At 71.6% G+C, this 22,286-nt stretch carries 22 protein-coding genes and 1 pseudogene; 15 read left to right on the top strand and 8 right to left on the bottom strand.

The features are described 5' to 3' along the window. Positions 1–2 precede the first annotated feature (2 nt). Positions 3–1,526 (top strand): hypothetical protein, encoded by a 1,524-nt coding sequence (locus INQ48_30100; GenBank protein QRF57487.1) that lies wholly within the window; start codon positions 3–5, stop codon positions 1,524–1,526. A gap of 22 nt (positions 1,527–1,548) precedes the next feature. Here the strand turns inward: INQ48_30100 and INQ48_30095 are convergent, their stop codons facing one another. The 4 genes from INQ48_30095 to INQ48_30080 all read right to left on the bottom strand — a co-directional run bounded on the left by INQ48_30095 (position 1,549) and on the right by INQ48_30080 (position 4,802). After that, a complete protein-coding gene (locus INQ48_30095; protein QRF57486.1) occupies positions 1,549–1,995 on the bottom strand; it encodes an META domain-containing protein in 447 nt (148 codons plus the stop codon). 112 nt (positions 1,996–2,107) lie between these two features. After that, complete coding sequence (locus tag INQ48_30090; protein ID QRF60957.1) at positions 2,108–3,409, bottom strand: type II toxin-antitoxin system HipA family toxin; 1,302 nt, start codon at positions 3,407–3,409, stop codon at positions 2,108–2,110. 41 nt (positions 3,410–3,450) lie between these two features. Further along, complete coding sequence (locus INQ48_30085) at positions 3,451–3,750, bottom strand: helix-turn-helix transcriptional regulator (GenBank protein ID QRF57485.1); 300 nt, start codon at positions 3,748–3,750, stop codon at positions 3,451–3,453. Positions 3,751–3,881: 131 nt separating this feature from the next. After that, positions 3,882–4,802, bottom strand: a complete 921-nt coding sequence (locus INQ48_30080; GenBank protein QRF57484.1) for a tetratricopeptide repeat protein — start codon at positions 4,800–4,802, stop codon at positions 3,882–3,884. A gap of 36 nt (positions 4,803–4,838) precedes the next feature. Here INQ48_30080 and purE point away from each other — a divergent pair, with 36 nt between their 5' ends. Genes purE through INQ48_30065 form a run of 3 tightly spaced genes read left to right on the top strand, consistent with a single transcriptional unit; the run spans position 4,839 to position 7,568 of the window. Then, positions 4,839–5,381, top strand: coding sequence for a 5-(carboxyamino)imidazole ribonucleotide mutase (purE, locus tag INQ48_30075; protein QRF57483.1), 543 nt, complete (start codon positions 4,839–4,841; stop codon positions 5,379–5,381). Next, positions 5,378–6,559, top strand: coding sequence for a 5-(carboxyamino)imidazole ribonucleotide synthase (locus INQ48_30070; GenBank protein QRF57482.1), 1,182 nt, complete (start codon positions 5,378–5,380; stop codon positions 6,557–6,559). Before purE ends, INQ48_30070 begins: the two co-directional genes overlap by 4 nt. A 7-nt stretch (positions 6,560–6,566) precedes the next feature. Then, entirely contained in the window at positions 6,567–7,568 is a 1,002-nt protein-coding gene (locus tag INQ48_30065) for a threonylcarbamoyl-AMP synthase (protein QRF57481.1), read from the top strand. 150 nt (positions 7,569–7,718) lie between these two features. On the opposite strand, the gene INQ48_30060 is transcribed toward INQ48_30065, so the two are convergent. The 3 genes from INQ48_30060 to INQ48_30050 all read right to left on the bottom strand — a co-directional run bounded on the left by INQ48_30060 (position 7,719) and on the right by INQ48_30050 (position 11,526). Beyond that, positions 7,719–9,308 carry a prolyl oligopeptidase family serine peptidase gene (locus INQ48_30060; protein ID QRF60956.1) on the bottom strand — a complete coding sequence of 530 codons (1,590 nt, stop codon included), beginning with the start codon at positions 9,306–9,308 and terminating at the stop codon, positions 7,719–7,721. Between the two features lie 170 nt (positions 9,309–9,478). Then, positions 9,479–10,930 carry a D-alanyl-D-alanine carboxypeptidase/D-alanyl-D-alanine-endopeptidase gene (gene dacB / locus INQ48_30055; protein ID QRF57480.1) on the bottom strand — a complete coding sequence of 484 codons (1,452 nt, stop codon included), beginning with the start codon at positions 10,928–10,930 and terminating at the stop codon, positions 9,479–9,481. Positions 10,931–10,938: 8 nt separating this feature from the next. Next, positions 10,939–11,526: an NUDIX domain-containing protein gene (locus INQ48_30050; protein QRF57479.1), complete on the bottom strand. Its 588-nt coding sequence runs from the start codon at positions 11,524–11,526 to the stop codon at positions 10,939–10,941. A 79-nt stretch (positions 11,527–11,605) separates the two neighbouring features. Between INQ48_30050 and INQ48_30045 the strand changes: the two genes are divergently transcribed. From INQ48_30045 to pyrF, 6 genes and pseudogenes are all read left to right on the top strand, one after another. Next, positions 11,606–12,376 (top strand): DeoR/GlpR transcriptional regulator, encoded by a 771-nt coding sequence (locus INQ48_30045; GenBank protein QRF57478.1) that lies wholly within the window; start codon positions 11,606–11,608, stop codon positions 12,374–12,376. Between the two features lie 84 nt (positions 12,377–12,460). Continuing rightward, entirely contained in the window at positions 12,461–13,477 is a 1,017-nt protein-coding gene (locus INQ48_30040; protein QRF57477.1) for a DMT family transporter, read from the top strand. Beyond that, entirely contained in the window at positions 13,470–14,198 is a 729-nt protein-coding gene (gene tsaB, locus INQ48_30035; GenBank protein QRF57476.1) for a tRNA (adenosine(37)-N6)-threonylcarbamoyltransferase complex dimerization subunit type 1 TsaB, read from the top strand. Before INQ48_30040 ends, tsaB begins: the two co-directional genes overlap by 8 nt. Then, the gene (rimI, locus tag INQ48_30030; GenBank protein QRF57475.1) at positions 14,195–14,749 is read left to right on the top strand and encodes a ribosomal protein S18-alanine N-acetyltransferase; all 555 of its coding nucleotides are present in this window, start codon (positions 14,195–14,197) and stop codon (positions 14,747–14,749) included. The genes tsaB and rimI overlap by 4 nt, the downstream gene beginning before the upstream one ends. Further along, positions 14,746–15,569, top strand: a pseudogene (locus INQ48_30025) (uracil-DNA glycosylase). The gene rimI and the pseudogene INQ48_30025 overlap by 4 nt, the downstream one beginning before the upstream one ends. 33 nt (positions 15,570–15,602) lie before the next feature. Beyond that, positions 15,603–16,427, top strand: coding sequence for an orotidine-5'-phosphate decarboxylase (gene pyrF, locus INQ48_30020; GenBank protein QRF57474.1), 825 nt, complete (start codon positions 15,603–15,605; stop codon positions 16,425–16,427). Positions 16,428–16,521: 94 nt separating this feature from the next. Here the strand turns inward: pyrF and INQ48_30015 are convergent, their stop codons facing one another. Next, complete coding sequence (locus INQ48_30015) at positions 16,522–17,256, bottom strand: helix-turn-helix transcriptional regulator (protein QRF57473.1); 735 nt, start codon at positions 17,254–17,256, stop codon at positions 16,522–16,524. 157 nt (positions 17,257–17,413) lie between these two features. On the opposite strand from INQ48_30015, the gene INQ48_30010 reads away from it, so the two are divergent. From INQ48_30010 to INQ48_29990, 5 genes are all read left to right on the top strand, one after another. Then, positions 17,414–18,271 (top strand): hypothetical protein, encoded by an 858-nt coding sequence (locus INQ48_30010; protein QRF57472.1) that lies wholly within the window; start codon positions 17,414–17,416, stop codon positions 18,269–18,271. 70 nt (positions 18,272–18,341) lie between these two features. Continuing rightward, positions 18,342–20,282, top strand: coding sequence for an MFS transporter (locus INQ48_30005; GenBank protein QRF57471.1), 1,941 nt, complete (start codon positions 18,342–18,344; stop codon positions 20,280–20,282). Between the two features lie 185 nt (positions 20,283–20,467). Next, positions 20,468–20,965, top strand: coding sequence for a hypothetical protein (locus tag INQ48_30000; protein QRF57470.1), 498 nt, complete (start codon positions 20,468–20,470; stop codon positions 20,963–20,965). Between the two features lie 41 nt (positions 20,966–21,006). Beyond that, on the top strand, positions 21,007–21,486 hold the full coding sequence (locus INQ48_29995; GenBank protein QRF57469.1) for a hypothetical protein: 480 nt from the start codon (positions 21,007–21,009) through the stop codon (positions 21,484–21,486). After that, on the top strand, positions 21,483–22,277 hold the full coding sequence (locus tag INQ48_29990; GenBank protein QRF57468.1) for a DUF2145 domain-containing protein: 795 nt from the start codon (positions 21,483–21,485) through the stop codon (positions 22,275–22,277). Before INQ48_29995 ends, INQ48_29990 begins: the two co-directional genes overlap by 4 nt. The last annotated feature ends 9 nt before the right edge of the window (positions 22,278–22,286 follow it).

Genomic DNA, 22,286 nt, shown 5'->3' with positions numbered 1-22,286 from the left:
GGATGAACCATCGACATCATGCGCGGGTGCGCTGGCAGCGCCGCGCGGCCGTCTGCCTAACCGTCTGCCTGGCCGTTTCGCTGGCCGGCTGCAGCAGCTTCGATCCCTACCAGCGCAGCCAGCGGGTGGATACGCCTGTTCGCCAACTCGGCAAGGAGGCGGCGGAACGCTACGGCGACACCGAACTGCTGGCCGGCGACCTGCACGGTGCGCTCGTGGTGCTCAAGGATCAGCGACGCGAGTGGTACGAATCGCTGTCGACGCAGGCCAGGATGCGTGCCATCACGCAACTGGGACTGATCGGCCTGACCGCCGCGGCGTTCTATGGCGGGCTGAAGTCCGGCGTGACCAGCAACGGCGACCGGTCGCGCCTTGCGCTGGCGGGGGGCGTCGGACTCGCTGCGTACACGGGCAGCACCTGGTTCATCAACCCGGCTCAGGAGCAGGCCTATGTGGACGGCATCCGCGACCTGACATGCGCGATGCTGAACATCGAGCCGCTGCGTATGAGCGAGGAGGATTTCCGCGCGATGAGGGACGAGCGCGAACATTTGTCCGGCGCCATCAACGAACTCGACAGGTTGCTGCGCGTGGAGGAGGCCGTCCTGCGCTATCCGCCCGGCGATACCTCGCCGCACGCGCTGGTTCGCATCGAGGCACGCGATGCCCTGGGGCGGGCGCGCCGCACGCTCGCTTCCAGTGGCCAATTGCTAGAGCAACTGCGCAACAGCGGCGTCGTCATGATGCGCGAAGGCGACCTGGTCTTCGCGCGCGTCGCGGCGCGCATCAACACGACCCATCGATCCGTGTCCGAACCGGATTCGCTGCTGTCGCAGGCCACGGGCATCGCCGGTAGCTTCCGGGCCGTGAAGATCGATCCGGCCAGCGAGAGCCAGGGAGTGGGTGTCTCTGCGGCCAGCGTTGCCGCGGGAAGCGGAGGGGGCAGCTTCAACTCGGCCGCCACGGGTTCGTCTACGGCCAAGGTTTCGAGCAATCCCGATCTGGAGCCCATGCTGCGGCAGATCGCGCGACTTCACCAGCAGGATTCCGATGCCGCCGCCAAAAAAATCGAAGTGCTGGAGAAGCGAGTCGCTCTACTGTCGGCCAAGAAGCCGGTGAGCGAGCGAGACAACCAGATCGCGGTAAAGCTGGCGACCGCCACGTCTTATCTCTATGCATTCCGCCGACCACTGAGCCATCGCCTGCTCGCCTTCCACGAGGCGCGCAAGAGCGTGGGAAAAAACAGCACCTGCTTTGGCGGGGCCAGCGCGATGAACCTGTCGTCCGCCGGAGACGCGAAGGTGAAGCCGGGCGATGTCTACCCGATCACGGTGACCGGCGTGACCGCAGTGCCGAAGATCGCGCTCAAGGGACCCGCGGACCACGAGATCGTGATCGGACCCGGGCCGAACCAGTACATCGTGCGCGTCAACATCAGGCCGGACGCGAAGGGCGTGGTGGACATCGCGGTGTCCGACCAGGCATCGGCCACCGAGGACATCCAGCTCACGGTCGACGACCGATAGGCCCGCCGCGCGTTCCGGGGGCTCAGCGCCCCGAACTCAGCGTCGCCACCGTGCGCCCGCCCGCGTCGAGCAGGATCAGCCGTCCGGGCGCCAGCCGGTAGCTGGTCGTGCCCTGCAGCACCGCGAGGAACTGCGCCTCGGTCGCGCCGCGCACGGGGTCGGCGCAGGCCATGCGGGTGGCGGCGAGCTGGCCGATGCGCAGTGCGCTGCCGGTGCGCGTGTACGAACCCGTGATGCGGTTGCAGCCGCCCGAGCCGGTGACGCGGGCATTGGCGCGGTCGAACTGCAGCTGCGCGTCGCTGCCCGGCGCGATCGCCTCCTCGCCCAGCTGCGCCAGGCGCCACACCGGGCCTTCGATCGGCTCGTCGAGGTTGATGCCGCTGCCGCAGGCGGTCAGCAGCGCGGCGAGCGCGGTGGCGGCGAGGGTGGGAAGCACGCGCAGGGCGGCAGGGCGGGCGGGAAAGCGCATGGCCGGTCGGTCCTTTTGACGAATCTGCAACAAGGTGAAATCGGTGTGATCGTATGCGAGCCGGCGTGGCTCGCCAACGCCGGGGGGCCGTGGGGTTTTCGCCCCGGTGCGCTCAGCGCGGCAGGTCGGCCGCGAGTGCCACGCCGCCATCGAGCCGCGCCTGCACGCAGCGCCGCACGGCCGGCGGGATGGCGTCGTCGGCCAGCAGCGCCGGCCATTCGGCGCGCGCCTGGCGCACCGTGTCGCGCGCGATCGCCAGCAGCCGCGCGGGACGCAGCAGCCCCGCCTCGCGCAGCAGCGCCTCGAGCGCGGGCCAGCCGAAGCCGCGCAGCCTGGCGTCGATGGCGCGGTTGACCGCGTAGTCGCCGCCGGGCACCTGCTCGAAGAAGGCGGCCACGCAGACCGGGTCGTAGAGCGGTGCGAGCACCGGCGCCACGCCGTCGGGATAGCGCAGCGCCCAGTTCTTCAGGTGCGCGTCGCTGTTGCCCAGCAGGATGAAGGCGACGATGCGCCGCACGCATTCGCGCACGTCGGCCACGGGCTTCGGCGACAGCCGGTCGAGCACGCGCAGCATCGCGGGCCCGTCGATCGCGAGGCCGCGGCCGTATTTCTGGCGCGGCTCGTACTGCAGCACCTGCGCGAACTCCTCCATGTGGATGCGTCCGCCGTCGGGCGTGCGGTCGAAGCGACGCACCGCGAGGATCTGCTCGAACGGCAGCTGCTCGGGCAGGTCGGCGTCGGTGCGGCCGATCACGCTGGCCTCGGCGCAGTCCAGGCCGAGCGCGCCGCACAGGCGGTAGCCGGCGATCTCGTTGGCGACCAGGTCGGGGTGGCGCACGGTCGGCAGCTTGAGGATGAAGGAGCCGGCCGCGCCGTGACGCCGCACGACGTAGCGCCGGCCGTCCTGCACGGCCGAGAACTTGGTCACCACGCCGGGGATGGCGGCCGCGTCCTCCACCGGCAGCTCGACGAAGCCGGGCTCGAGCACGTCGAGCCCGAGCGCGGTGTGCCAGTGCCGCACCGTGTCGGGAATGCCCTCGGCCGGCGGCACCGGCTCGACCTCGATCGCGCCCATCAGGTCGTGACCGGCGGCGGCCAGCAGTTCGAACTCGTCGTCGGCGCGGCAGCCGCGCTGCTGCGCGAGGCGCTCGCGGTTGTGGCCCTCGGGCAGCAGGTTCTGGAAATAGCCGGGCCAGTGGCCGTCAGCGCGCGACACCCGCGCATCGCGCGCCGAGCCCAGGATGGCGCGCGTGGCGGCCTCGTCGGCGCCGCGGTAGGCCAGCGACAGCGTGGGGCGCGCCGGGTCGTCGACGTAGCCGGGCTCGAAGGACACGCGCAGGATGTCGCCGTACTGCGAGAGCCAGCCGATGGCGCGCCGCCGCGAGGCATCGCCGCCCGGGGCGTGCAGGTACATCCGCAGGTAGCGGATGCTGGTGCCGAAGGCGGCGCCGGTGCTCAACGCCCGAGGCTCTGGGCGATGGAGGGCGGCGCCTCGATGCCGGCCGGCTGGCCGAGCAGCCGGCCGCCCGCGCGCACGAAGTCCTCGAGCGTGGGGCGCAGCGCTGCCGGCACGGGCATCAGCCCGAGCCCCAGCACGCGCGCCATCTCGAGCAGGGTCGACAGCCGCGGATCGATCTGGCCGCTCTCGATGCGCTGCACCGTCATGCGCGACAGCCCGGCGGCCTTGGCCAGCGCATCCTGGCTCAGGCCGGCGGCCTTGCGGGCCTGCTCGAGTTCCTGGATCAATTCGATCATTGGAAGTATCTTTTCAATAAAAATGAGTATTGATAGTAGCTATCTGAGTTGGATCCGGCAAATAAAAAAGCGACCCTGAAGTCGCTTTTCGATGAAATTGCGCATCTAAATGCGCTTTTTCGTGATTTGCCTCAGCTCAGCACCACGCTGCTGAGCCGGCGCCGGTAGGTCGCCACGGTCGGATCGTCGGGCGGGATCTGGCCGTCGGCCACCTTCACCTTGGGGGGCTCGATCAGTTCGAGGATCGCCACGTAGGTCTTGCGCGCGAGCTCCTCGCTCCAGGCCTTGTCGCGCATCAGGATCTCGAGCAGCTCGTCCATCGCGGCGGTCCACTGCTGGTCGGCGACCAGCAGGCGAGCACGGTCGAAGCGGGCCTGGAAGTCGCGCTTGTTGGCCGCGATCTTCGCGTCGAGCTCGGCCACCGCGGGCGCGGCGCCCGTGGGCGGGGCGGCGAAGTCGATGGCGTCCATCCAGCGCTGCAGCGCATCGAAGCGGCGCACCGCCGCGGCCTTGGCGATCACCGGCGCGAACGCCACCTTGGCATCGTCGGCGCGACCGAGCTGCAGCAGCAGCTTCACGTAGTCGAAGCGGGCATCGTCGTTGGCCGGGTCGGTGGCCACCGCGTGCTGCAGCTTCTCGAGCGCACCCTCGGTGTCGCCCTCGGCCAGCGCTTCCTGCGCCGCTTCTTCCTCGGCGGCCGCCTCGGCCTCGTCGGCGCCCGGCACGTGCTTGTCGAGGAACTCGCGGATCTTCTCGGCGGGGATGGCGCCGACGAAGCCGTCGACCGGCTGGCCGTCCTTGAACATCACGCAGAACGGGATGCTGCGCACGCCGAACATCTCGGACAGCTGCGAGGAGATCTGCGGCACCTTGTCGGCGTCGAGCTTGGCCAGCGTGAAGCGTCCGGCGTATTCCACCTCGAGCTTTTCGAGCACCGGCCCGAGCTGTTTGCAGGGGCCGCACCATTCGGCCCAGATGTCCAGCAGCACCGGCCGGGCGAGGGAGGCTTCGATCAGCTCGTCCTGGAAATTTTCGAGAGTGATGTCGATCATCGGGAACAACTGGGGGTGAAACGTAAAATTGAAACCATGAACGAAACCATTCAGGTCGGTGTGGTGATGGGCTCCAACTCCGATTGGGAGACGATGCGCAACGCGGTCGAGATTCTCCAGCAATTCGGCATCCGTCACGAAGCGAAGGTGGTGTCCGCCCACCGCATGCCCGATACGCTCTTCGCGTACGCCGAAAGCGCCGCCGGGCGCGGCCTCGCGGCGATCATTGCCGGCGCGGGGGGCGCGGCCCACCTGCCGGGCATGCTGGCCTCCAAGACCACGGTGCCGGTACTCGGCGTGCCGGTCGCCAGCCGGCACCTGCAGGGCGTCGATTCCCTCTACAGCATCGTGCAGATGCCCAAGGGCGTGCCGGTCGCCACCTTCGCCATCGGCAACGCCGGCGCGGCCAACGCGGCGCTGTTCGCGGTGTCGATGCTGGCGGTCAACGACCCCGGCCTGCGCGCGAAGCTCGACGCCTTCCGCGCGGCCCAGACCGCCGCGGCCGAGGCGATGGCGCTGCCGCCCGTGGAACCGGCCCCGGTTTCTCCTTTCTCGCCGCAAGGCGGAGGTGCCCTGTGAGCAGCAACAACGGCGACCTGCCGATCCTTCCGGGCGCCACGCTCGGCGTGCTCGGCGGCGGCCAGCTCGGCCGCATGTTCGTGCATGCCGCCCAGCGCATGGGCTACTTCACCGCGGTGCTCGACCCCGACGCCGACAGTCCGGCCGGCCGGGTCAGCCACCACCACATCCACACCGACTACGGCGACGTCGACGGCCTCGCGCGGCTGGCCGGCCTGGCCGACGCCGTGACCACCGAGTTCGAGAACGTGCCCGCGCCCTCCCTCGAGCACCTCGCGGTGGCGCGGCCGGTGGCGCCCGCCGCCCCGGCGATCGCGATCGCGCAGGACCGGATCGCCGAGAAGGCCCATTTCGGCCGCTGCGGCGTGGCCTGCGCGCCCTATGCGGCGATCGAGACCGCGGCCCAGCTCGCGGCGGTGGAAGATCGTCTGCTGCCCGGCATCCTGAAGACCGCGCGCCTGGGCTACGACGGCAAGGGCCAGCAGCGCGTGCGCACGCGCGCCGAGCTGGTCGATGCCTGGCAGGCCACGGGCTGCGTGCCCTGCGTGCTCGAACAGCTGCTGCCGCTGGACTTCGAATGCTCGGTGATCGTGGCGCGCGGCCGCGACGGCCAGGTGGTGCACTTCCCGCCCCAGCGCAACCTGCACCGCGATGGCATCCTGGCCGTGACCGAGGTGCATCCGCAGAACATGCCCAAGACCGTGGCCCAGGCCGCGATCACCGGGGCGAAGAACATCGCCAACGGCCTCGGCTACGTGGGCGTGCTGTGCGTCGAGTTCTTCGTGCTGGCCGACGGCTCGCTGGTGGTCAACGAAATGGCGCCGCGCCCGCACAACAGCGGCCACTACACCATGGAGGCCTGCGACGTGTCGCAGTTCGAGCTGCAGGTGCGCACCCTGGCCGGCCTGCCGCTGGCCATGCCGCGCCAGCACAGCCCGGCGGTCATGCTGAACCTGCTGGGCGACCTGTGGTTCTCGGCCGGCGACGACACGCCGGTGTCGCCGCGCTGGAGCGAGGTGCTCGCGCTGCCCGGCGCCCACCTGCACCTGTACGGCAAGATCGAGCCGCGCCGCGGCCGCAAGATGGGCCACCTGACCTTCACCGGCGCCGACGCCGACCAGGTGCGCGCCATCGCCTCGCAGGTCGCGCTGCTGCTCGGCCTGCCGCCGGTGGCATGAAGGCCGCATGATCCTCGACGGCCAATCGCCCGCAGCCATCGCCGAGGCGGCGCGCATCCTGCGCGCCGGCGGGCTGGTGGCCTTTCCCACCGAAACCGTCTACGGCCTCGGCGCCGACGCCAGCAACGACGCGGCCGTGGCCGGCATCTTCCAGGCCAAGGGCCGGCCGGCCGACCATCCGCTGATCGTGCACGTGGCCGCGGGCACCAAGGGCACCGAGGCGCTGTCGCGCTTCGCCCAGCCGCTGCCGCCGTTCGCGCAGAAGCTGGTGCAGGCCTTCTGGCCCGGACCGCTGACCCTGATCGTCACGCGCCAGCCCGGCGTGGCCGCCGCCGCCGCCGGCGGGCAGGACACCATCGGCCTGCGCTGCCCCTCGCACCCGGTGGCGCAGACGCTGCTCGAGGCCTGCGCCGAGCAGGGCGTGCCCGGCCTCGCGGGCCCGAGCGCCAACCGCTTCGGCCGCGTGAGCCCGACCACCGCGCAGCACGTGTTCGGCGAATTCGGCGACACCGTGCCGGTGATCGACGGCGGCGCCTGCGAGGTCGGCATCGAGTCGACCATCGTCGACTGCAGCCGCGGCGCGCCGGTGCTGCTGCGGCCGGGGCTGATCACGCGCGCGCAGATCGAGGCCGCCTGCGGCGAACGCCTGCGCGACCGCGAACTCATGGCCATGCCCGATCCGCGCGCCTCGGGCACGCTCGAGGCGCACTACGCGCCCGACGCCAAGGTGCGGCTGATGGACGCCAAGGCGATCCAGACCGGCCTCGACGTGCTCGGCGCCAATGCCGCCCATATCGCGATCTGGACCCGCAGCACGGTGCGCAGCCGTTCGCAGCGCGTGGTGCAGCGGCGCATGCCCGACGACGCCGCCGCCAGCGCGCAGCAGCTGTTCGCGGTGCTGCGCGAGTTCGACGCCCAGGGCGTCAAGCTGATCTGGGTCGAGACGCCGCCCGACACGCCCGAGTGGGAGGGCGTGCGCGACCGCCTGCAGCGGGCCGCCGCGGCCTGACATCGGGATCGGGCAGCCGAACGCAGAAGGAAGACCAAAGCGCGCAGAGGTCGCGGAAGGAACATCCCATCTTGGCTGTTCCTTCTGCGACCTCTGCGAAAGCTTCGCGACTTCTGCGTTCGGCTGCCCGATTTCGGCAGCCTCCGAGCTTCAGCCCCCCGCCGCCAGCACGCCCTGGAAGAAGCCGCGCGCCGCCGCCAGGCAGAACGGCGGCGCCAGCGTGCCGTGGTAGGCCAGCGTCACGGCGCGGTCCTTGTCGGCATCGCTGCCCTCGGTGCCCTGCTTGAGCACGTCCTTGGCCTGCGCGAAGCCGGCGCGCGCGGCCGAGTAGGCATCGGTGGCCGCGCTGTCCTCGAGGTCGACCACGGTCAGCTGCTGCGCCGGCATGCCCTTGGCGCGGAAGTAGCCGGCGGTGGCGCGCGTGCTCAGGAAGTTGACGGTCGGGTCCTGCGCGCCGCCGCACATCAGCACCGGCTTGGCCGGCACCCAGTTGCGCAGGTCGTTGGCGCGCGCCGCCTTGCGGAAGCCCAGCGTGGGCGCGCAGTCGAGCGGCGTGGCCGAGCTCAGCGAGGCCGGCGTTGCCTTCAGTGCGTTGCCGGGGCAGCCGTTGGCGTCGATGTCGCTGGAGGCGCGCGTCAGGTAGCTCTGGCGCACCAGGTTGCCGGCGCCGTAGAAGATCGACAGCGAGGGATCGACCGGGCCGGGCGTGGCACCAGCCGGGTACAGCGCGAGCTGCGGCAGCTTGCCCTGCGCGATCAGCGTGCTGGTGGGCGTGAGGCTCGGCAGCAGGGTGTCGATACCGGTCGCGTACTGCGCCTCGTAGATGTCGCTGGTGCTGCCGTAGACGTCGCCGAACTGCTGCTGCCAGCTGGTCGACAGCAGCGGCACGAACAGCGTGCTGCCGAGCGCCGGCCAGCCCTTGAAGTTGTAGTCCACCAGCAGGCTGATGGCCGAGGGCGCCGACAGCGGCGCCGAGGCCGTCACCGTCTTGCCCGTGGCCTGCAGCTCGCGGTGCGCGGCCAGCGCCACGTAGCCGCCCTGCGAATAGCCGGTGACGAACAGCGAGCCCGCGTCCGAGGCGTCGATGTTGGCGAAGGTCTTGCGCGCGGCGGTCAGCGCGTCGACCATGTCCTTGCCCTGCTGGTCGCCGTTGAGGTAGGGGTGGTAGGGCAGCGTCGACTTGTCGTAGCCCGCGTAGTTGGGCGCCACCACGATGAAGCCCTGCGCCGCCAGCATGGCCGCGATCACCACGCCTTCGCCGGCGGCGGCCTGGTTCACGTCGGCCCACTTGGCGATGTTGTAGTCGCGCGCGGCATTGGTGCCGTGGGCGTACAGCACGATCGGGCGCGGGCCGCTGCAGGCCGCGTCGCCGCCGCGCGGCACCATGATGGCGGCGGTGGCGTTGGTGGCCTCGCCCTTGCCGCCGACGGTGCGGTATTCGAGGTAGCGCGTGTCGATGCCGCACTTGGGCTGGCCCGACACCTGCAGCAGCGCCTTGCCCTTGTCGTCGAGCTGCAGCAGCGCGCGGAAGTCGCCGGCCGAAAGGCTCAGCACGCGCTCGGGCGGGTTGGTGACCACCGAGCCGCGGCCGGTGTCCTCGGGCGGCGGCGTGGTCGGCGGGAAGATGCCGATGCCGCCACCACCGCCTCCGCCTCCGCAGGCCGAGAGCAGCAGCGCCGCGCCCGCGAGGGCGACGGCGAACAGGTGGCGGGAAGAAGCGGATGGCCTTGCGGGCGGCACGGGTCTTTGCACGTCTTTGTCTCCTGGATCGATGGGGGTGCGCGATGCGCACCGTGGCCCGGCGCGGCGGGCGAACGGGCGTTCGATTCTGTCAGCGCCGCCGCGGCGCGCAAGCGGTGGCGGCCTACACAACGTTTTCAGTACAGGCCGCGCGCCTCGGCCTTCAACCTTCAGTTGTCCTGCGCGGTCCAGTCGACCAGCGCGTCGAAGGCCGCGCGCGCCGCGCCCGCGTTCTCGGCGTTGGCGATCGCCACCAGCACGTAGCGCCGGCCGCTCGCGCCATGCACGTAGCCGGCGATGCCCGAGGCGTCGCGCAGCGTGCCGGTCTTCAGGTGCGCGGCGCCGCCCGAGCGCAGCGTGCGCTTGCGCAGGGTGCCGTCCACGCCGAGCGCGGGCAGCGAGCCCACGAGCTCGGGCATCACGGGCGAGCGCCAGGCCACCTGCAGCATCTTGCCGAGCGCGGCCGCGCTGATGCGCTCGTCGCGCGACAGGCCCGAGCCGTTCTCGAACACCGGCGGCGCCTCGCCGGTGCCGATGCGGTCGCGCCACCACTGGACCAGCGCGCCGCGCGAGGCCTCGAAGGTGCCGCGGTTCTTCTGCGTGAGGCCGAGGGTCAGGAACACCTGCTGCGCCATCACGTTGTTGCTGTACTTGTTGATGTCGCGGATCACCTCGGGCAGCGGCGGCGAGGCGAACTCGAACGCCGGCTTGAGCCCCGCGGGCACGCGGCCCTCGCGCATCTGGCCGCCCACGCGCCCGCCCATCTCGGCCCACAGGCCGCCGATGGCGCGCAGCGCGTAGCTGCGCGGATCGGCATAGGCCACGGCCCAGCTCTTCTCGCCGCAGGCGGCGGGAAAGCCGCCGTTGAAGCGGATGCGGTTCGGATCGCCGTAGTCGGCGCGCAGCGCCGTGCGCCAGTCGCCGCATTCGCCGGGCGACAGCGGCACCGTCGGCGGCATCGCCACGGCCGCGAGCGGCGGCTCGTAGCTCACGCGCGCGAACTGGCCGCCGCGGTCGGGAACGAAGGTCATGTTGACCGACTTGAAGTTCAGCAGCAGCGCGTCGGGCGAGGCGTTGTAGGGGCGCAGCGGCTCGCCGTCGAAGGCGGCCGGGTCGTTCTCGACCGTGTTCTCGAAGGCGCTGCGGTCGATCACGATGTCGCCGCTCACGCTCGTGATGCCCAGGCCCTGCACGTGGCGCAGCAGCAGCCACATGCGCTCGATCACCAGCTTGGGATCGCCCTGGCCCTTGATGTAGAGGTTGCCGTTGAGCACGCCGTTGGCGATGTTGCCCTCGACGTAGACCGGCGTGTTCCAGGTGTAGGCAGCGCCCAGCAGGTCGAGCGCGGCGTAGGTGGTCACCAGCTTCATGATCGAGGCGGGATTCACCGGCACCTGCGTGCGCCAGGCCAGCCGCGGCGGCCGCACGCCGTCGGCATCGGCGACCAGCATGGTCACGGCGTCGCGCGGCAGCTTGGCGCGGGTGAGCGCGGCATCGACCTCGGCCGGCAGCGGCTGCTGGGCGTGGGCGCCGGCCGCCAGGCACAGCGCGATGGCGCAGAGCGCGCGGGAAGGACGGGAGGGACGGGGGAGGGGGAGGCGTGCGACGGTGACAGCGGGCATGCGGCCCATTATCCCGGCGCGAAAAGATGCAGCCGCGCGTGGTACAGCAGCAGGATCGTCTTCGCGTCCGCGATGCGGCCGTCGGCCACCATCGCCAGCGCCTCGTCGATGCCGAATTCGAGCACCTCGATGTCCTCGCCCTCCTCGGCCAGCCCGCCGCCCGCGCCCACGCGCATCGAGGGCTCGTACTCGGCGACGAAGAAGTGCAGCTTCTCGGTCACCGAGCCCGGGCTCATGAAGCATTCGAAGACCTTGTGCACCGCGCCCAGCCGGTAGCCGAGCTCCTCCTCGACCTCGGCGCGGATGCGTTCCTCGGGCGCCGCGCTGTCGAGCAGGCCGGCGGCGGCCTCGATCAGCAGGTCGTCCCAGCCGTTGACGAAGGCCGGGTAGCGGAACTGCCGCGTCAGCAGCACCGTGCGCCGCGCGCGGTTGTAGGCCAGCAGGGTGGCGCCGTTGCCGCGGTCGTAGGTCTCGCGGTGCATGCGCTGCCAGCTGCCGTCGTTGCGGCGCCAGTCGAAGGCCGTGGTCTTCAGCGTGTACCAGTTGTCGGACAGGAGGGTGACTTCGTGCACCCGGACGCGGTCTTGCAGGGTCATGGCGGCGAGCATAGGCGCGAATTCGTGCAATAACAAGAAAAATCGTGCAATCTTATGCAGCCGACGCTACCATCGGCCCATGCTCACCCGCCAGCGCAAGCAACACATCCTCTCGGTCCTGGCGCGCGACGGCCAGGTGGTCGCCAAGCCGCTCAGCGAAGCGCTGGGCCTGTCGGAAGACACGATCCGGCGCGACCTGCGCGAGCTCGCGGCCGAGGGGCGGCTGCAGCGGGTGCACGGCGGCGCGCTGCCGCTGGCGCCGGCCGAGGCCGACCTCGCGGGCCGCCAGCGCATCGCGCCCGGGGAGAAGGTGGCGATCGGCCGCGCCGCCGCGCGCATGGTGCGCCCGGGCCAGGTGGTGTTCGTCGACGGCGGCACCACCGCCGTGCAGCTCGCGCGCCACCTGCCGCTGGACCTGCGCGCCACGGTCGTCACCCACAGCCCGCTGGTGGCGGCCGAACTGGCCGGCCACGAGCGGCTCGAGCTGCTCTTGATCGGCGGGCGGCTGTTCCGCCATTCGATGGTGGCGGTGGGCGCGGCCGCCATGGACGCCATCTCGCGCGTGCATGCCGACCTCTACTTCATGGGCGTCACCGGCGTGCATGCCGAGGCCGGCCTGACCACCGGCGACAGCGAGGAGGCCGAGATCAAGCGCGCGTTGATGGCCGCGGCCGCCGAGACCGTGGTGCTGGCCTCGTCCGAGAAGCTGGGCGCGGCCTCGGCCTGGGGCGTGAACCCGGTGCGCGCGGCCGCGCGGCTGCTGGTGTCGCCCGAGGCGCCCGAGAAGGCGCTGGCGCCGCTGCGCCGGGCCGGGCTGGCGATCGTGCGCAGCGACGCCGAGGCCGGCTGACCGAACCGTGGTCCACGATTCGCCCCTGCCGGGCGGGGACCGCGGGGCCCCTCGATAATCCCGGGGATGCCCGCCGCGCCCCCGATGTCTCCCCCTGCCCGTCTCTCCCCCCGCACCGTCGGCATCGGTGCGGCCGCGATCACCGTGCTGGTGTGGACCGCCTTCATCGTCATCGCGCGCGCCTCGGCCGGCCGCTCGCTGTCCCCGTTCGACATCGCCTTCGCGCGCATCTGCGGCGCCAGCCTGGTGCTGGTGCCGTGGGGCGCGTGGCTCGTGATGCGCGCCCGCGCCGGTGGTGCGCCGACGGCGGCCTCCTTCTTCGGCCTGTCGCCGCTGTCGCTGCGCGTCACGGCCATGGCCGGCGTGTCCGGCGGCGTCGCCTATGCCGTGTGCGCCTACTGCGGCTTCTTCTTCGCGCCGGCCAGCCATGCCGCGGTGCTGCTGCCCGGCAGCCTGCCGCTGTGGACCACCCTGCTGGCCGCGCTGGTGCTGCGCGACCGCATCACGCCGCTGCGCGCGCTCGGGCTGGCGCTGATCGTCGCGGGCGACCTGCTGGTGGGCGGGCGCAGCCTGCTGCATGCCTTCGAGGGCGGCGAGGTCTGGAAGGGCGACCTCCTGTTCATGGGCGCGGCCTTCTGCTGGGCCTGCTACAGCATCGTGGTGCGCCGCCACGGCCTCGACGCCGTGCGCACCACCATCGCCATCACCGTGTTCGCGCTGCTGAGCTACGTGCCGGTCTACAGCCTGCTGGTGGCCGGCGGCTGGGTCGCGAGCCGCATCGGCAGCGCGCCCTGGGGCGAGCTGGCGTTCCAGATGCTGTTCCAGGGCATCGGCTCGGTCGTGGTGTCGGGCATCACCTTCACGAAGATGGTCCAGCACTTCGGTCCGGTGCGCACCACCATGATCACGGCGCTGGTGCCCGGCCTGTCGGCGCTGGGCGCGGTGCTGTGGCTCGACGAGCCGCTCTACTGGAACCTGATCGCCGGCCTGCTGCTGGTGACCGCCGGCATCCTGTTCGGCGTGCAGAAGCCGGCGCCCGCGCGCGCCGCCGGCCTGGTGCCGGCCGTGGCCGCGGTGGCGGGAGGGCGTCGCGATGCCTGATGTGTTGGCCTTCGACACCAGCACCGAGCAGCTGTCGATCGCGGTGCGCCGCGGCGAGCGCGTGTGGACCCACGAGGGCGCGGGCGGCGCCCAGTCCTCGGCCACGCTGATCCCGCTGATCCAGCAGCTGCTGGCCGAGGCCGGCCTCGCGCTCGCGCAGCTCGATGCCATCGCCTTCGGCCGCGGCCCGGGCTCGTTCACCGGGCTGCGCACCGCCTGCGCGGTGGCGCAGGGCCTGGCGCTCGGCTCGGGCGTGCCGCTGCTGCCGGTCGACACCCTGCTGGCCGTGGCCGAGGAGGCGCGCCATGCCTTCGGCGCGCAGCGCACGGTGGCGCTGCTCGATGCGCGCATGGAGGAGATCTACGCCGCGCGCTACGACTTCGAGGCCCATGGCCCGCTCGGCGAGCCCGCCGCCGGCGCCGAGGGTCCGCTGCTGATGGCGCCCGAATCGCTCGCGGTGCCCGCCGGCTGGGCGCTGGCCGGCAATGCCTTCGCCGCCTACGGCGAGCGCCTGCCGGCCGCGGCCGCGCGCCACGCCGTGCTGCCCACGGCCGCCGCCCTGCTGCGCCTGGCCCCCGCGCTGTTGGCGGCAGGCCGCACCGTGCCCGCGGCGCAGGCCTGGCCGCTCTACGTTCGCGATAAAGTGGCGCAAACCACCGAGGAACGTGCCGCCATCAAGGCGGCCGCCGCCCACCACAACACACCGCCCGCGACCGCATGAGCGCCCTCCCGCAACCCGTGGAAGCCCGCCTCGAGCCGCTCACCATCGAGCGGCTCGACGCCGTCTGCGCCGTCGAGCAGACGGCCTACAGCCATCCCTGGACGCGCGCCAACTTCACCGACTCGATCGCCGTCGGCTACCACTGCCAGTGCCTGCTGGCGCCGGTCGCCGGCACCGGCATCGAGGCGGCGCGCTTCTCTCCGGTCACCAGCCTCGGCGAGATGCTGATCGGCTACTTCGTGGCCATGAAGGGCGTCGACGAGGTGCACCTGCTCAACATCACCGTGGCGCCAGCGTTCCAGCGCCAGGGCTGGGCGCCGCTGATGCTCGAGGCGCTGACCGGCTGGTCGCGCGCCCAGGGCGCCCAGTGGCTGTGGCTCGAGGTGCGCCAGAGCAACCGGCGCGCGCTCGACATCTACCTGCGCCAGGGCTATCGCACGGTCGGCGTGCGCAAGGGCTACTACCCGGGCGCCGAGGGCGGCCGCGAGGACGCGATCGTCATGAGCATGCGCCTCAACGAAACAGGCAGTGCCTGGGGAGCGTTGCGATGAACGCCGCCGTGCAGACCCTGCGGCTCGATGCGCGCCAGCGCGCGATGCTCGACGAGATGGGCGTGAAGGTCTGGTGGCCGGTGCCCGAGGTGGTCGAGGTCCCCGTGGCGGTGGCGCCCGCGCCGGTGGTGGAGGACGAGGCCGAGCCGGTCGACATGCCGCCGCCGGACGCCCGCCACGACACCCGTGACGACCCCGCGCCCGAACCCGAACCGGTCGCGCCGCGCGCCCGGCCGCCGCGCGCGCGCCCGTGGCCGCGCCGCCGCCGCGCCCGGCGCCGGTCCCGGCCGGCCACGGCGCGGCCGTGCTGGTCGAGGCGCCGCGCCGTCTCTATGCCGACGCCGCCGAGGGCGTCGCGCCGCAGGGCGGCTGGCTGGTGCTGGCCGACATGCCGCCCGAGGCCGACGGCCGCCACGGCGAGCCCTTCGCGGGCGATGCCGGCCGGCTGCTCGACAACATGCTGCGCGCGCTCAAGCTGCACGAGGGCGGCACGCCGGTGCACCTGATGCGCCTGCACCGCGGCGTGGCCTCGGGCCAGCCCGGCGGCCCGCGCGCGCTCGACGAGGCCTTCGCCGAACACGCCGCGGCGCTCGCGCCCCGGCTGGTGCTGGCCATGGGTCCGCTGGCCGCGCAGGGCTTGATGCAAAGCGGCGAGCCGCTCGGCAAGCTGCGCGGCCGGGTCGGCCAGGCGGCGCAGCTGGCGGGCGTGCCGGTGGTCGCCACCTACCACCCGGCCTACCTGCTGCGCAACCCGGTCGACAAGGGCCGCGCCTGGGCCGACCTGTGCCTGGCGGCCGCGCAGCAGCCCGAGGCGGGCTGAGCCGGGCCGGGGGCCCCCTTTAAAATCGCCCCCATGACTTTCCTCGACAAGCTTGCCGCCGCGCAGCAAACAAACGGTTCGTTGCTCTGCGTGGGGCTCGATCCGGAGCCGGCGAAGTTCCCGGGGCAGTTCAAGGGCGACGCGCGCCGCATCTACGACTTCTGCGCCCGCATCGTCGACGCCACGGCCGACCTCGCCATCGCCTTCAAGCCGCAGATCGCCTACTTCGCGGCCCATCGCGCCGAGGACCAGCTCGAGCAGCTCATGGAGCACATGCGCCGCAACGCGCCCCAGGTGCCGACCATCCTCGACGCCAAGCGCGGCGACATCGGCTCCACCGCCGAGCAGTACGCCATCGAGGCCTTCGAACGCTATGGCGCCGACGCGGTCACGCTCTCGCCCTTCATGGGCTTCGACTCGGTCGAGCCCTACCTGCGCCACCACGGCAAGGGCGCGTTCCTGCTGTGCCGCACCAGCAACCCCGGCGGTTCCGACCTGCAGGGCCAGCGGCTCGCGAGCGTCGAAGGCCAGCCCTTCCTCTACGAGCACGTGGCGCGGCTGGCGCAGGGCCCGTGGAACCTCAACGGCCAGCTCGGCCTCGTGGTCGGCGCCACCTACCCGGCCGAGATCGAGCGCGTGCGCGCGCTGGCGCCGACGGTGCCGCTGCTGATCCCGGGCGTCGGCGCCCAGGGCGGCGACGCGGTCGCCACGGTGCGCGCCGGCTGGCGCGCCGACGCGCCGATCGTCGTGAACTCCTCGCGCGCGATCATCTATGCCTCGTCGGGCGACGATTTCGCCGAGGCCGCGCGCGCCGCGGCGCGGACCACGCGCGACACGCTCGAAGCCGCCAAGGCCTGAGACCCCCAGCCGTTCACGCTGAGCCTGTCGAAGCGCCGCGCAGGGCTTCGACAGGCTCAGCCTGAACGGTGCGGGAGCGTCCTTCCGCTCGTTCTCAGGCCCGCCGCAGCCGCGTGAACAGCTCGAACTCCCAGTTGCGCATCCCCAGGAGCAGCGTGTAGCCCTCGCGGTCCTTGGGCGACAGTTTCTGGTCGGTCTGGTGCTGCTGCGCGAAGTCCTGCGCCACGCGCTGCAGCCGCTCGAGGAAGGCCGGCGCCAGCGAACGGCTGATCGAGCCGTGCACCAGCAGCAGGCCCTCGGCCGGGCCGTCGAAGCCGCCGCGGTAGTAGTCGAGCACCACGTTCTCGCGGAAGAACTCCATCACCGGCCCGTGCGGGCGCCAGCGGAAGGTCTTGGCGAGCTTCAGGCGATAGCGGTTCAACGGCCGCAGCTCGATGATCCCGATCCGGTCGAGCTGGGCCAGGAAGCCGATGCACTCGGCCTCGCTGATCCGGTAGGCCGTCACGATCTGCTCCAGCGTCCACTGGCTCAGCACGCTGATCGCAACCAGCAGCAGCTTCTTGTCCTTGACCACGGCCTTCTCCTGCTCGTGCGTCAGCTCCTTGAGCAGCGGCTGGGCGTCGGCCACGCGCCGCGCCAGCTCGGCGAAATCGATCTTCAGCGCGCGGCAGATGGCGTCCACGCGCGACAGCGGCATGTCGCTCTTGGCCAGCATCCGCTTGACGCTGGACTCGGCCATGTCGAGCGAGCGCGCCAGGTCGGCGTAGGTCATGCGGGCGCTCTTGAGTTCGTTCTTGAGGGCCTGGACGAGGTCGACGGTGGTGCTCATGAAGGTGGCGGGGTTCCGGTTGGGTATCGGTTGGAGATACCGATGGGTGTGAAATAGTGCCTCGTATCGATTCTCGATGCCTGGGGAGAGGCTGGCAACTAAATTCCGCCCGCCAACCGATCGGCCATCCCGCCATCACCCAACTTCGAGAACAGACATGCTCCTCCACTCCCTGACACGCCGCGAACGTGGCCTGGCCTTCTTCCTGGGCCTGCTGCTGCTGATCGGCATCGTCGGCCCGGCGCTGCCGGCCGCCGAGGTCGCGATCGCCCTGGTGTTCGCCGACACCCGTGCCTGGCACGGCCTGCCCAACGCCATGGACGTGCTGAGCAACCTGCCCTTCGTCTTCATGGGCTGCTGGGGCCTGTACTGGCTCAACCGCATCGACCGCGCGCACCACGAGGCGCTGGCCGGCTTCCCGCTCGCGCCGCCGGCCAGCGATCCGCCCGACAACACGCTCGACTGCGCGTGGCTGTTCTTCGCCGGCCTGATCGCCACCGCCGCCGGCTCGGCCTTCTACCACCTGGCGCCCGACGCGCCGCGGCTGGCGGCCGACCGCGCCGGCATGGCGGTCGCCTTCGCCGGCCTGATCGGGGTGGCGGTCTGCGAGCGCGTGAGCCAGCGCGCCGGCTGGCCGGCCGCCTGGTTCGTGCTCACCACCGGCCTGCTGTCGGCCGAGATCGCGCAGGAGACCGGCAACGTGCTGCCCTGGGCGCTGGTGCAGTTCGGCGGCATGGCGCTGGTGCTCACGCTGGCGCTGTCGCGGCCGATGCCCGGCGCCGTCGGCCTGCGCCTGGGCTGGGTGATCGCGGCCTACGTGCTGGCCAAGGCCTTCGAACTCGCCGACCAGCCGATCTACGAGGCCACGCACGGCGTGATCTCGGGCCACACGCTCAAGCACCTGTGCGCCGCCCTGGCCGCGCTGCCGGTGCTGGCCGCGCTCAAGCGGCTCGACAGCGGCTGGCGCGCCGTGGCCCTGCGGCACAATCCCGGCGCGGCCGCCCTGACGGCCTGACGACAGCCCCCGGCCCCGCGAGCCTTCCCCGCGCAGGCCGCGCGGAGCCGCCAAGAGGAGAAGCTTCCGAATGACCACGCCCGCTGCTGCCCCGTCCGAGGCGAATGCCCATGCCAACCAGTTCGCGCTGCTCGGCCAGCGGCGTTTCGCGCCCTTCTTCTGGACCCAGTTCGCGGGCGCGGCGAACGACAACCTGTTCAAGTTCGCCTTCACCGTGATGGTGACCTACCAGCTGCAGCTCAGCTGGATGCAGCCCTCCATGGCGGGGCTGGCGATCGGGGCGCTGTTCATCCTGCCGTTCCTGCTGTTCTCGGCCACCGCGGGCCAGCTCACCGACAAGTTCGACAAGACGAAGATGATCCGCTTCGTCAAGAACCTCGAGATCGCGATCATGCTGATCGCGGCCTGGGGCTTCGTGCGCGCCGACGCGGTGATCCTGCTGGGCTGCGTGTTCCTCATGGGCCTGCACTCCACCCTGTTCGGCCCGGTCAAGTTCGCCTACCTGCCGCAGGTGCTCGACGCGCGCGAGCTCACGGGCGGCAACGGCATGGTCGAGATGGGCACCTTCATCGCGATCCTGCTGGGCCAGGTGGCCGGCGGCCTGCTGGTGGCGGTGCCGCAGATCGGCCACCTGAGCGTGGCCGTCGCCTGCGTGGCCCTGGCGCTGGCCGGGCGCGCAGTGGCCCAGGCGATCCCGCCCGCGCCGGCCACCGACCCGAGCCTGGTCGTCAACTGGAACCCGGTCAGCGAGACCTGGCGCAACCTCAAGCTCGCGCACGAGAACATCGTGGTGTTCCGCTCGCTGCTGGGCATCTCGTGGATGTGGTTCTTCGGCGCCGTGTTCCTGAGCCAGTTCCCGAGCTTCGCCAAGGAGGTGCTGCACGGCAACGAGCAGGTCGCCTCGCTGCTGCTGGTGGTGTTCTCGATCGGCATCGGCGTCGGCTCGCTGCTGTGCGAGACGCTGAGCCGGCGCCAGGTCGAGATCGGTCTGGTGCCGCTGGGCGCCATCGGCATGAGCGTGTTCGCGATCGACCTGTACTTCGCCGCGCGCGGCCTGCCCGCGGTGCCGGAGATGGGGCTCGGCGCCTTCCTGCGCCAGGCCGCGCACTGGCGCGTGATGGCCGACCTGGCGCTGCTGTCGCTGTTCGCGGGCCTCTACAGCGTGCCGATGTACGCGCTGATCCAGCTGCGCAGCCAGCCCACGCACCGCGCGCGCATCATCGCGGCCAACAACATCCTCAACGCCCTGTTCATGATCGGCAGCTCGGTCATCGCGGGCGCGCTGCTGGGCGCGGGCTTCACCATCCCGCAGATCTTCCTGTTCACCGGCATCGCCAACGCGGTGGTGGCCTTCTACATCTTCATGCTGGTGCCCGAGTACCTGCTGCGCTTCGTGGCCTGGGTGCTGTCGCGCTTCGTCTACCGCTTCGACATCCAGGGCGACGAGCACATCCCCGTCGAGGGGCCGGCCGTGCTGGTGTGCAACCACGTGAGCTTCATCGACGCGGTGCTGCTGATGGCCGCGAGCCCGCGGCCGATCCGCTTCATCATGGACCACCGCATCTTCAAGGTGCCGGTGCTCGGCTGGCTGTTCAAGCTCGCCAAGGCGATCCCGATCGCGTCGCAGAAGGAGGACCCGGCGGCCTACGAGGCGGCCTTCGCCAAGGCGCTCGGCGTGCTGCGCGAGGGCGACCTGCTGGCCATCTTCCCCGAGGGCGCGATCACGCGCGACGGCGCGCTGCAGCCCTTCAGGGGCGGCGTGATGAAGATCGTGGACAGCGCGCGCGCCGAGGGCATCGAGCCGCCCGTGATCCCGATGGCGCTGACCAACCTCTGGGGCTCGTTCTTCAGCCGCATCGAGCTGCGCGGCGGCGAACCGGTGGCGATGGTCAAGCCCTTCCGCCGCGGCTTCTTCAGCCGCGTGGGCCTCAACGTCGGCGCCCCGGTGGCGCCGGCCGAGGTGCGGCCCGAGCTGCTGCAGCAGCGCGTGGGCGGGCTGCTGAGTCCCTGAGTCGGGGACTGCACGCACGGACAGGCCGCCTTCGGGCGGCCTTTCTCTTGAGGGGCGAGATACCCCGAAAAGTATCCGTTGGAGATACCGCCGGAGCCGAAACGCTGAACCGGTCGAATCATTCGAGTCCCGCGGCGCGGGGGCGGACCATCATCCGCCCACCTTCACTACGCCGCGAGGCACTCATGCAAACTCACATAGCCAACACCATCACCAACGCCCCGGTCCAGCGCGACACGCGGGCCTGGCAGTTCCAGGTCTGGGCGTCCTTCGCGATCGCCGTCTTCCTCTGCGCGACCGGCCTGAGCTGGCTGCCGGGCGAGGCACTGGACCGGGCCTTCATGGTGATGGGCTATGTGTTCTGCCTGAGCACCGCCTTCGTGCTGTCGAAGTTCGTGCGCGACAACCAGCATGCCGCCGGCCGCGACCTGCCGATGTGGAAGCTGGTCGTCTGGGGCAGCTTCTTCGTCGCCATGCTGCTGACCGGCTGGGGCCTGCTGCGCATGGAGGTCAACGACACCTACAAGGCCTTCCTCGGCGTGAGCTGGCTGTTCCTGATCAGCTCGGCCTTCACGCTGGCCAAGACCCTGCGCGACCGCCACGAGGCCGACCTCGCCGAAGCCCGCCTGCAAGGCCGCCGCGCCGCCCGCGCCGAAGCCGCCCAGACCCCGGCCGCCGAATGACCGCCCGCAACCGCCCGCAACCGCACGCAAGGAGCCCGCTCATGAACACCGCTTTCGCCCGCAAGTCCCTGGCCACCGTCCTCGTGGCCGCCTGCACCGCCTTCGCCGCGTTCGCGGCCCCCGTGGCCCGCGCCCAGAGCGACGCCTCCGTCGCGCTGTCGATGCTGCCCGTGGCCTCGGTGCTGGTCGGCGCCTCCGCGGTCGGTGCCGCCGGCGCCTCGGCCGCCAGGGCCAGCGAAGTGCCGGCCGCGCTCTCGGTCGGAGGCTCGGTCCTCACCGTGGTCGCCGTCGAGGCCTCGGCCGACGGCACGGTCTACGTGCTCGAACGCACCGCCGACGGCGCGCGCGCCAGCGTCAAGGTGGCGGGCCGCGTGGCGCAGGGCGCCTCGACCGCGGTCGGCACCGCCATCGTCGTCAGCGTGATCGGCACCGGCGTCGTGCTCTCGGCCGCGGGCGAGGTGCTGGCCTTCGTGCCCAACGCCATCGGCCGTGCGCTGCTGGCCAACGAGAGGCTGTCGTGAAGCGCGTCGCCTTCCTGGCGCTGGCCGCGTTCGTCGTGGCCGCCGCGACGACGCAGGCGCAGGCCGGCCGCTCGTGCGAGCAGGTCAAGCCCGGCGCCGCGCTGATCGCCAAGGGCATGGAGCTGGCCGAGCGCACCTCGCAGCAGCTCGACGCCAGCGGCGCGCGCGTCGTCGTGCTGGCGCGTGCCGGCCAGGACCTCAGCAAATACGGCCTGCGCTACTCGCACTTCGGCCTCGCCTACAAGACCGAGGCCGGCCCGTGGCGCGTGGTGCACAAGCTCAACCAGTGCGGCACGGCCGTGGCGGCGGTCTATCGGCAGGGGCTCGGCGAGTTCTTCCTCGACGACCTCTGGCGCTACGAGGCCGCCTGGGTCGTGCCCACGCCGCAGGTGCAGGCGCAGCTGCTGGCCGCGCTGCAGGAGCCGACGCCGCGCCTGGTGCGGCTGCATGCCGCGCCCTACAGCGTCGTCAGCTATGCCTGGGGCCGGAAGTACCAGCAGTCGAACCAGTGGGCGCTCGAGACGCTGGCCGCCGCGATGGAACCCGCCACCATCGCCAACCGCTCGCAGGCGCAGGCCTGGCTGCAGTTCAAGGGCTACGAGCCCACCACCTTGAAGCTCGGCCCGCTGACCCGCCTGGGCGGGCGTGTCGGCTCGGCCAACATCGCCTTCGACGATCACCCCAACGACAAGCGCTTCTCGGACCGCATCGAGACCGTGACCGTCGATTCGGTGTTCGAATGGCTGCAGCGCGCGGGCCTGGGCGCGGCGCCGGTGGGGTTCAAGCTGTGAGCGCGGCCC

The organism is Variovorax paradoxus (assembly GCA_016806145.1).
Taxonomy (GTDB): domain Bacteria; phylum Pseudomonadota; class Gammaproteobacteria; order Burkholderiales; family Burkholderiaceae_C; genus Variovorax.
Note: the sequence above shows the minus strand (reverse complement) of the source record. Positions and strands in the feature narration are given on the sequence as shown.

Excerpts from the sequence above, each read along its gene's own strand:
- INQ48_30100 (QRF57487.1), top strand. The coding sequence starts at position 3 with ATGAACCATCGACATCATGCGCGGGTGCGCTGGCAGCGCCGCGCGGCC.
- INQ48_30095 (QRF57486.1), bottom strand. The coding sequence starts at position 1,995 with ATGCGCTTTCCCGCCCGCCCTGCCGCCCTGCGCGTGCTTCCCACCCTC.
- INQ48_30090 (QRF60957.1), bottom strand. The coding sequence starts at position 3,409 with ATGTACCTGCACGCCCCGGGCGGCGATGCCTCGCGGCGGCGCGCCATC.
- INQ48_30085 (QRF57485.1), bottom strand. The coding sequence starts at position 3,750 with ATGATCGAATTGATCCAGGAACTCGAGCAGGCCCGCAAGGCCGCCGGC.
- INQ48_30080 (QRF57484.1), bottom strand. The coding sequence starts at position 4,802 with ATGATCGACATCACTCTCGAAAATTTCCAGGACGAGCTGATCGAAGCC.
- purE (QRF57483.1), top strand. The coding sequence starts at position 4,839 with ATGAACGAAACCATTCAGGTCGGTGTGGTGATGGGCTCCAACTCCGAT.
- INQ48_30065 (QRF57481.1), top strand. The coding sequence starts at position 6,567 with ATGATCCTCGACGGCCAATCGCCCGCAGCCATCGCCGAGGCGGCGCGC.
- dacB (QRF57480.1), bottom strand. The coding sequence starts at position 10,930 with ATGCCCGCTGTCACCGTCGCACGCCTCCCCCTCCCCCGTCCCTCCCGT.
- INQ48_30050 (QRF57479.1), bottom strand. The coding sequence starts at position 11,526 with ATGACCCTGCAAGACCGCGTCCGGGTGCACGAAGTCACCCTCCTGTCC.
- INQ48_30045 (QRF57478.1), top strand. The coding sequence starts at position 11,606 with ATGCTCACCCGCCAGCGCAAGCAACACATCCTCTCGGTCCTGGCGCGC.
- INQ48_30040 (QRF57477.1), top strand. The coding sequence starts at position 12,461 with ATGTCTCCCCCTGCCCGTCTCTCCCCCCGCACCGTCGGCATCGGTGCG.
- tsaB (QRF57476.1), top strand. The coding sequence starts at position 13,470 with ATGCCTGATGTGTTGGCCTTCGACACCAGCACCGAGCAGCTGTCGATC.
- rimI (QRF57475.1), top strand. The coding sequence starts at position 14,195 with ATGAGCGCCCTCCCGCAACCCGTGGAAGCCCGCCTCGAGCCGCTCACC.
- pyrF (QRF57474.1), top strand. The coding sequence starts at position 15,603 with ATGACTTTCCTCGACAAGCTTGCCGCCGCGCAGCAAACAAACGGTTCG.
- INQ48_30015 (QRF57473.1), bottom strand. The coding sequence starts at position 17,256 with ATGAGCACCACCGTCGACCTCGTCCAGGCCCTCAAGAACGAACTCAAG.
- INQ48_30010 (QRF57472.1), top strand. The coding sequence starts at position 17,414 with ATGCTCCTCCACTCCCTGACACGCCGCGAACGTGGCCTGGCCTTCTTC.
- INQ48_30005 (QRF57471.1), top strand. The coding sequence starts at position 18,342 with ATGACCACGCCCGCTGCTGCCCCGTCCGAGGCGAATGCCCATGCCAAC.
- INQ48_30000 (QRF57470.1), top strand. The coding sequence starts at position 20,468 with ATGCAAACTCACATAGCCAACACCATCACCAACGCCCCGGTCCAGCGC.
- INQ48_29995 (QRF57469.1), top strand. The coding sequence starts at position 21,007 with ATGAACACCGCTTTCGCCCGCAAGTCCCTGGCCACCGTCCTCGTGGCC.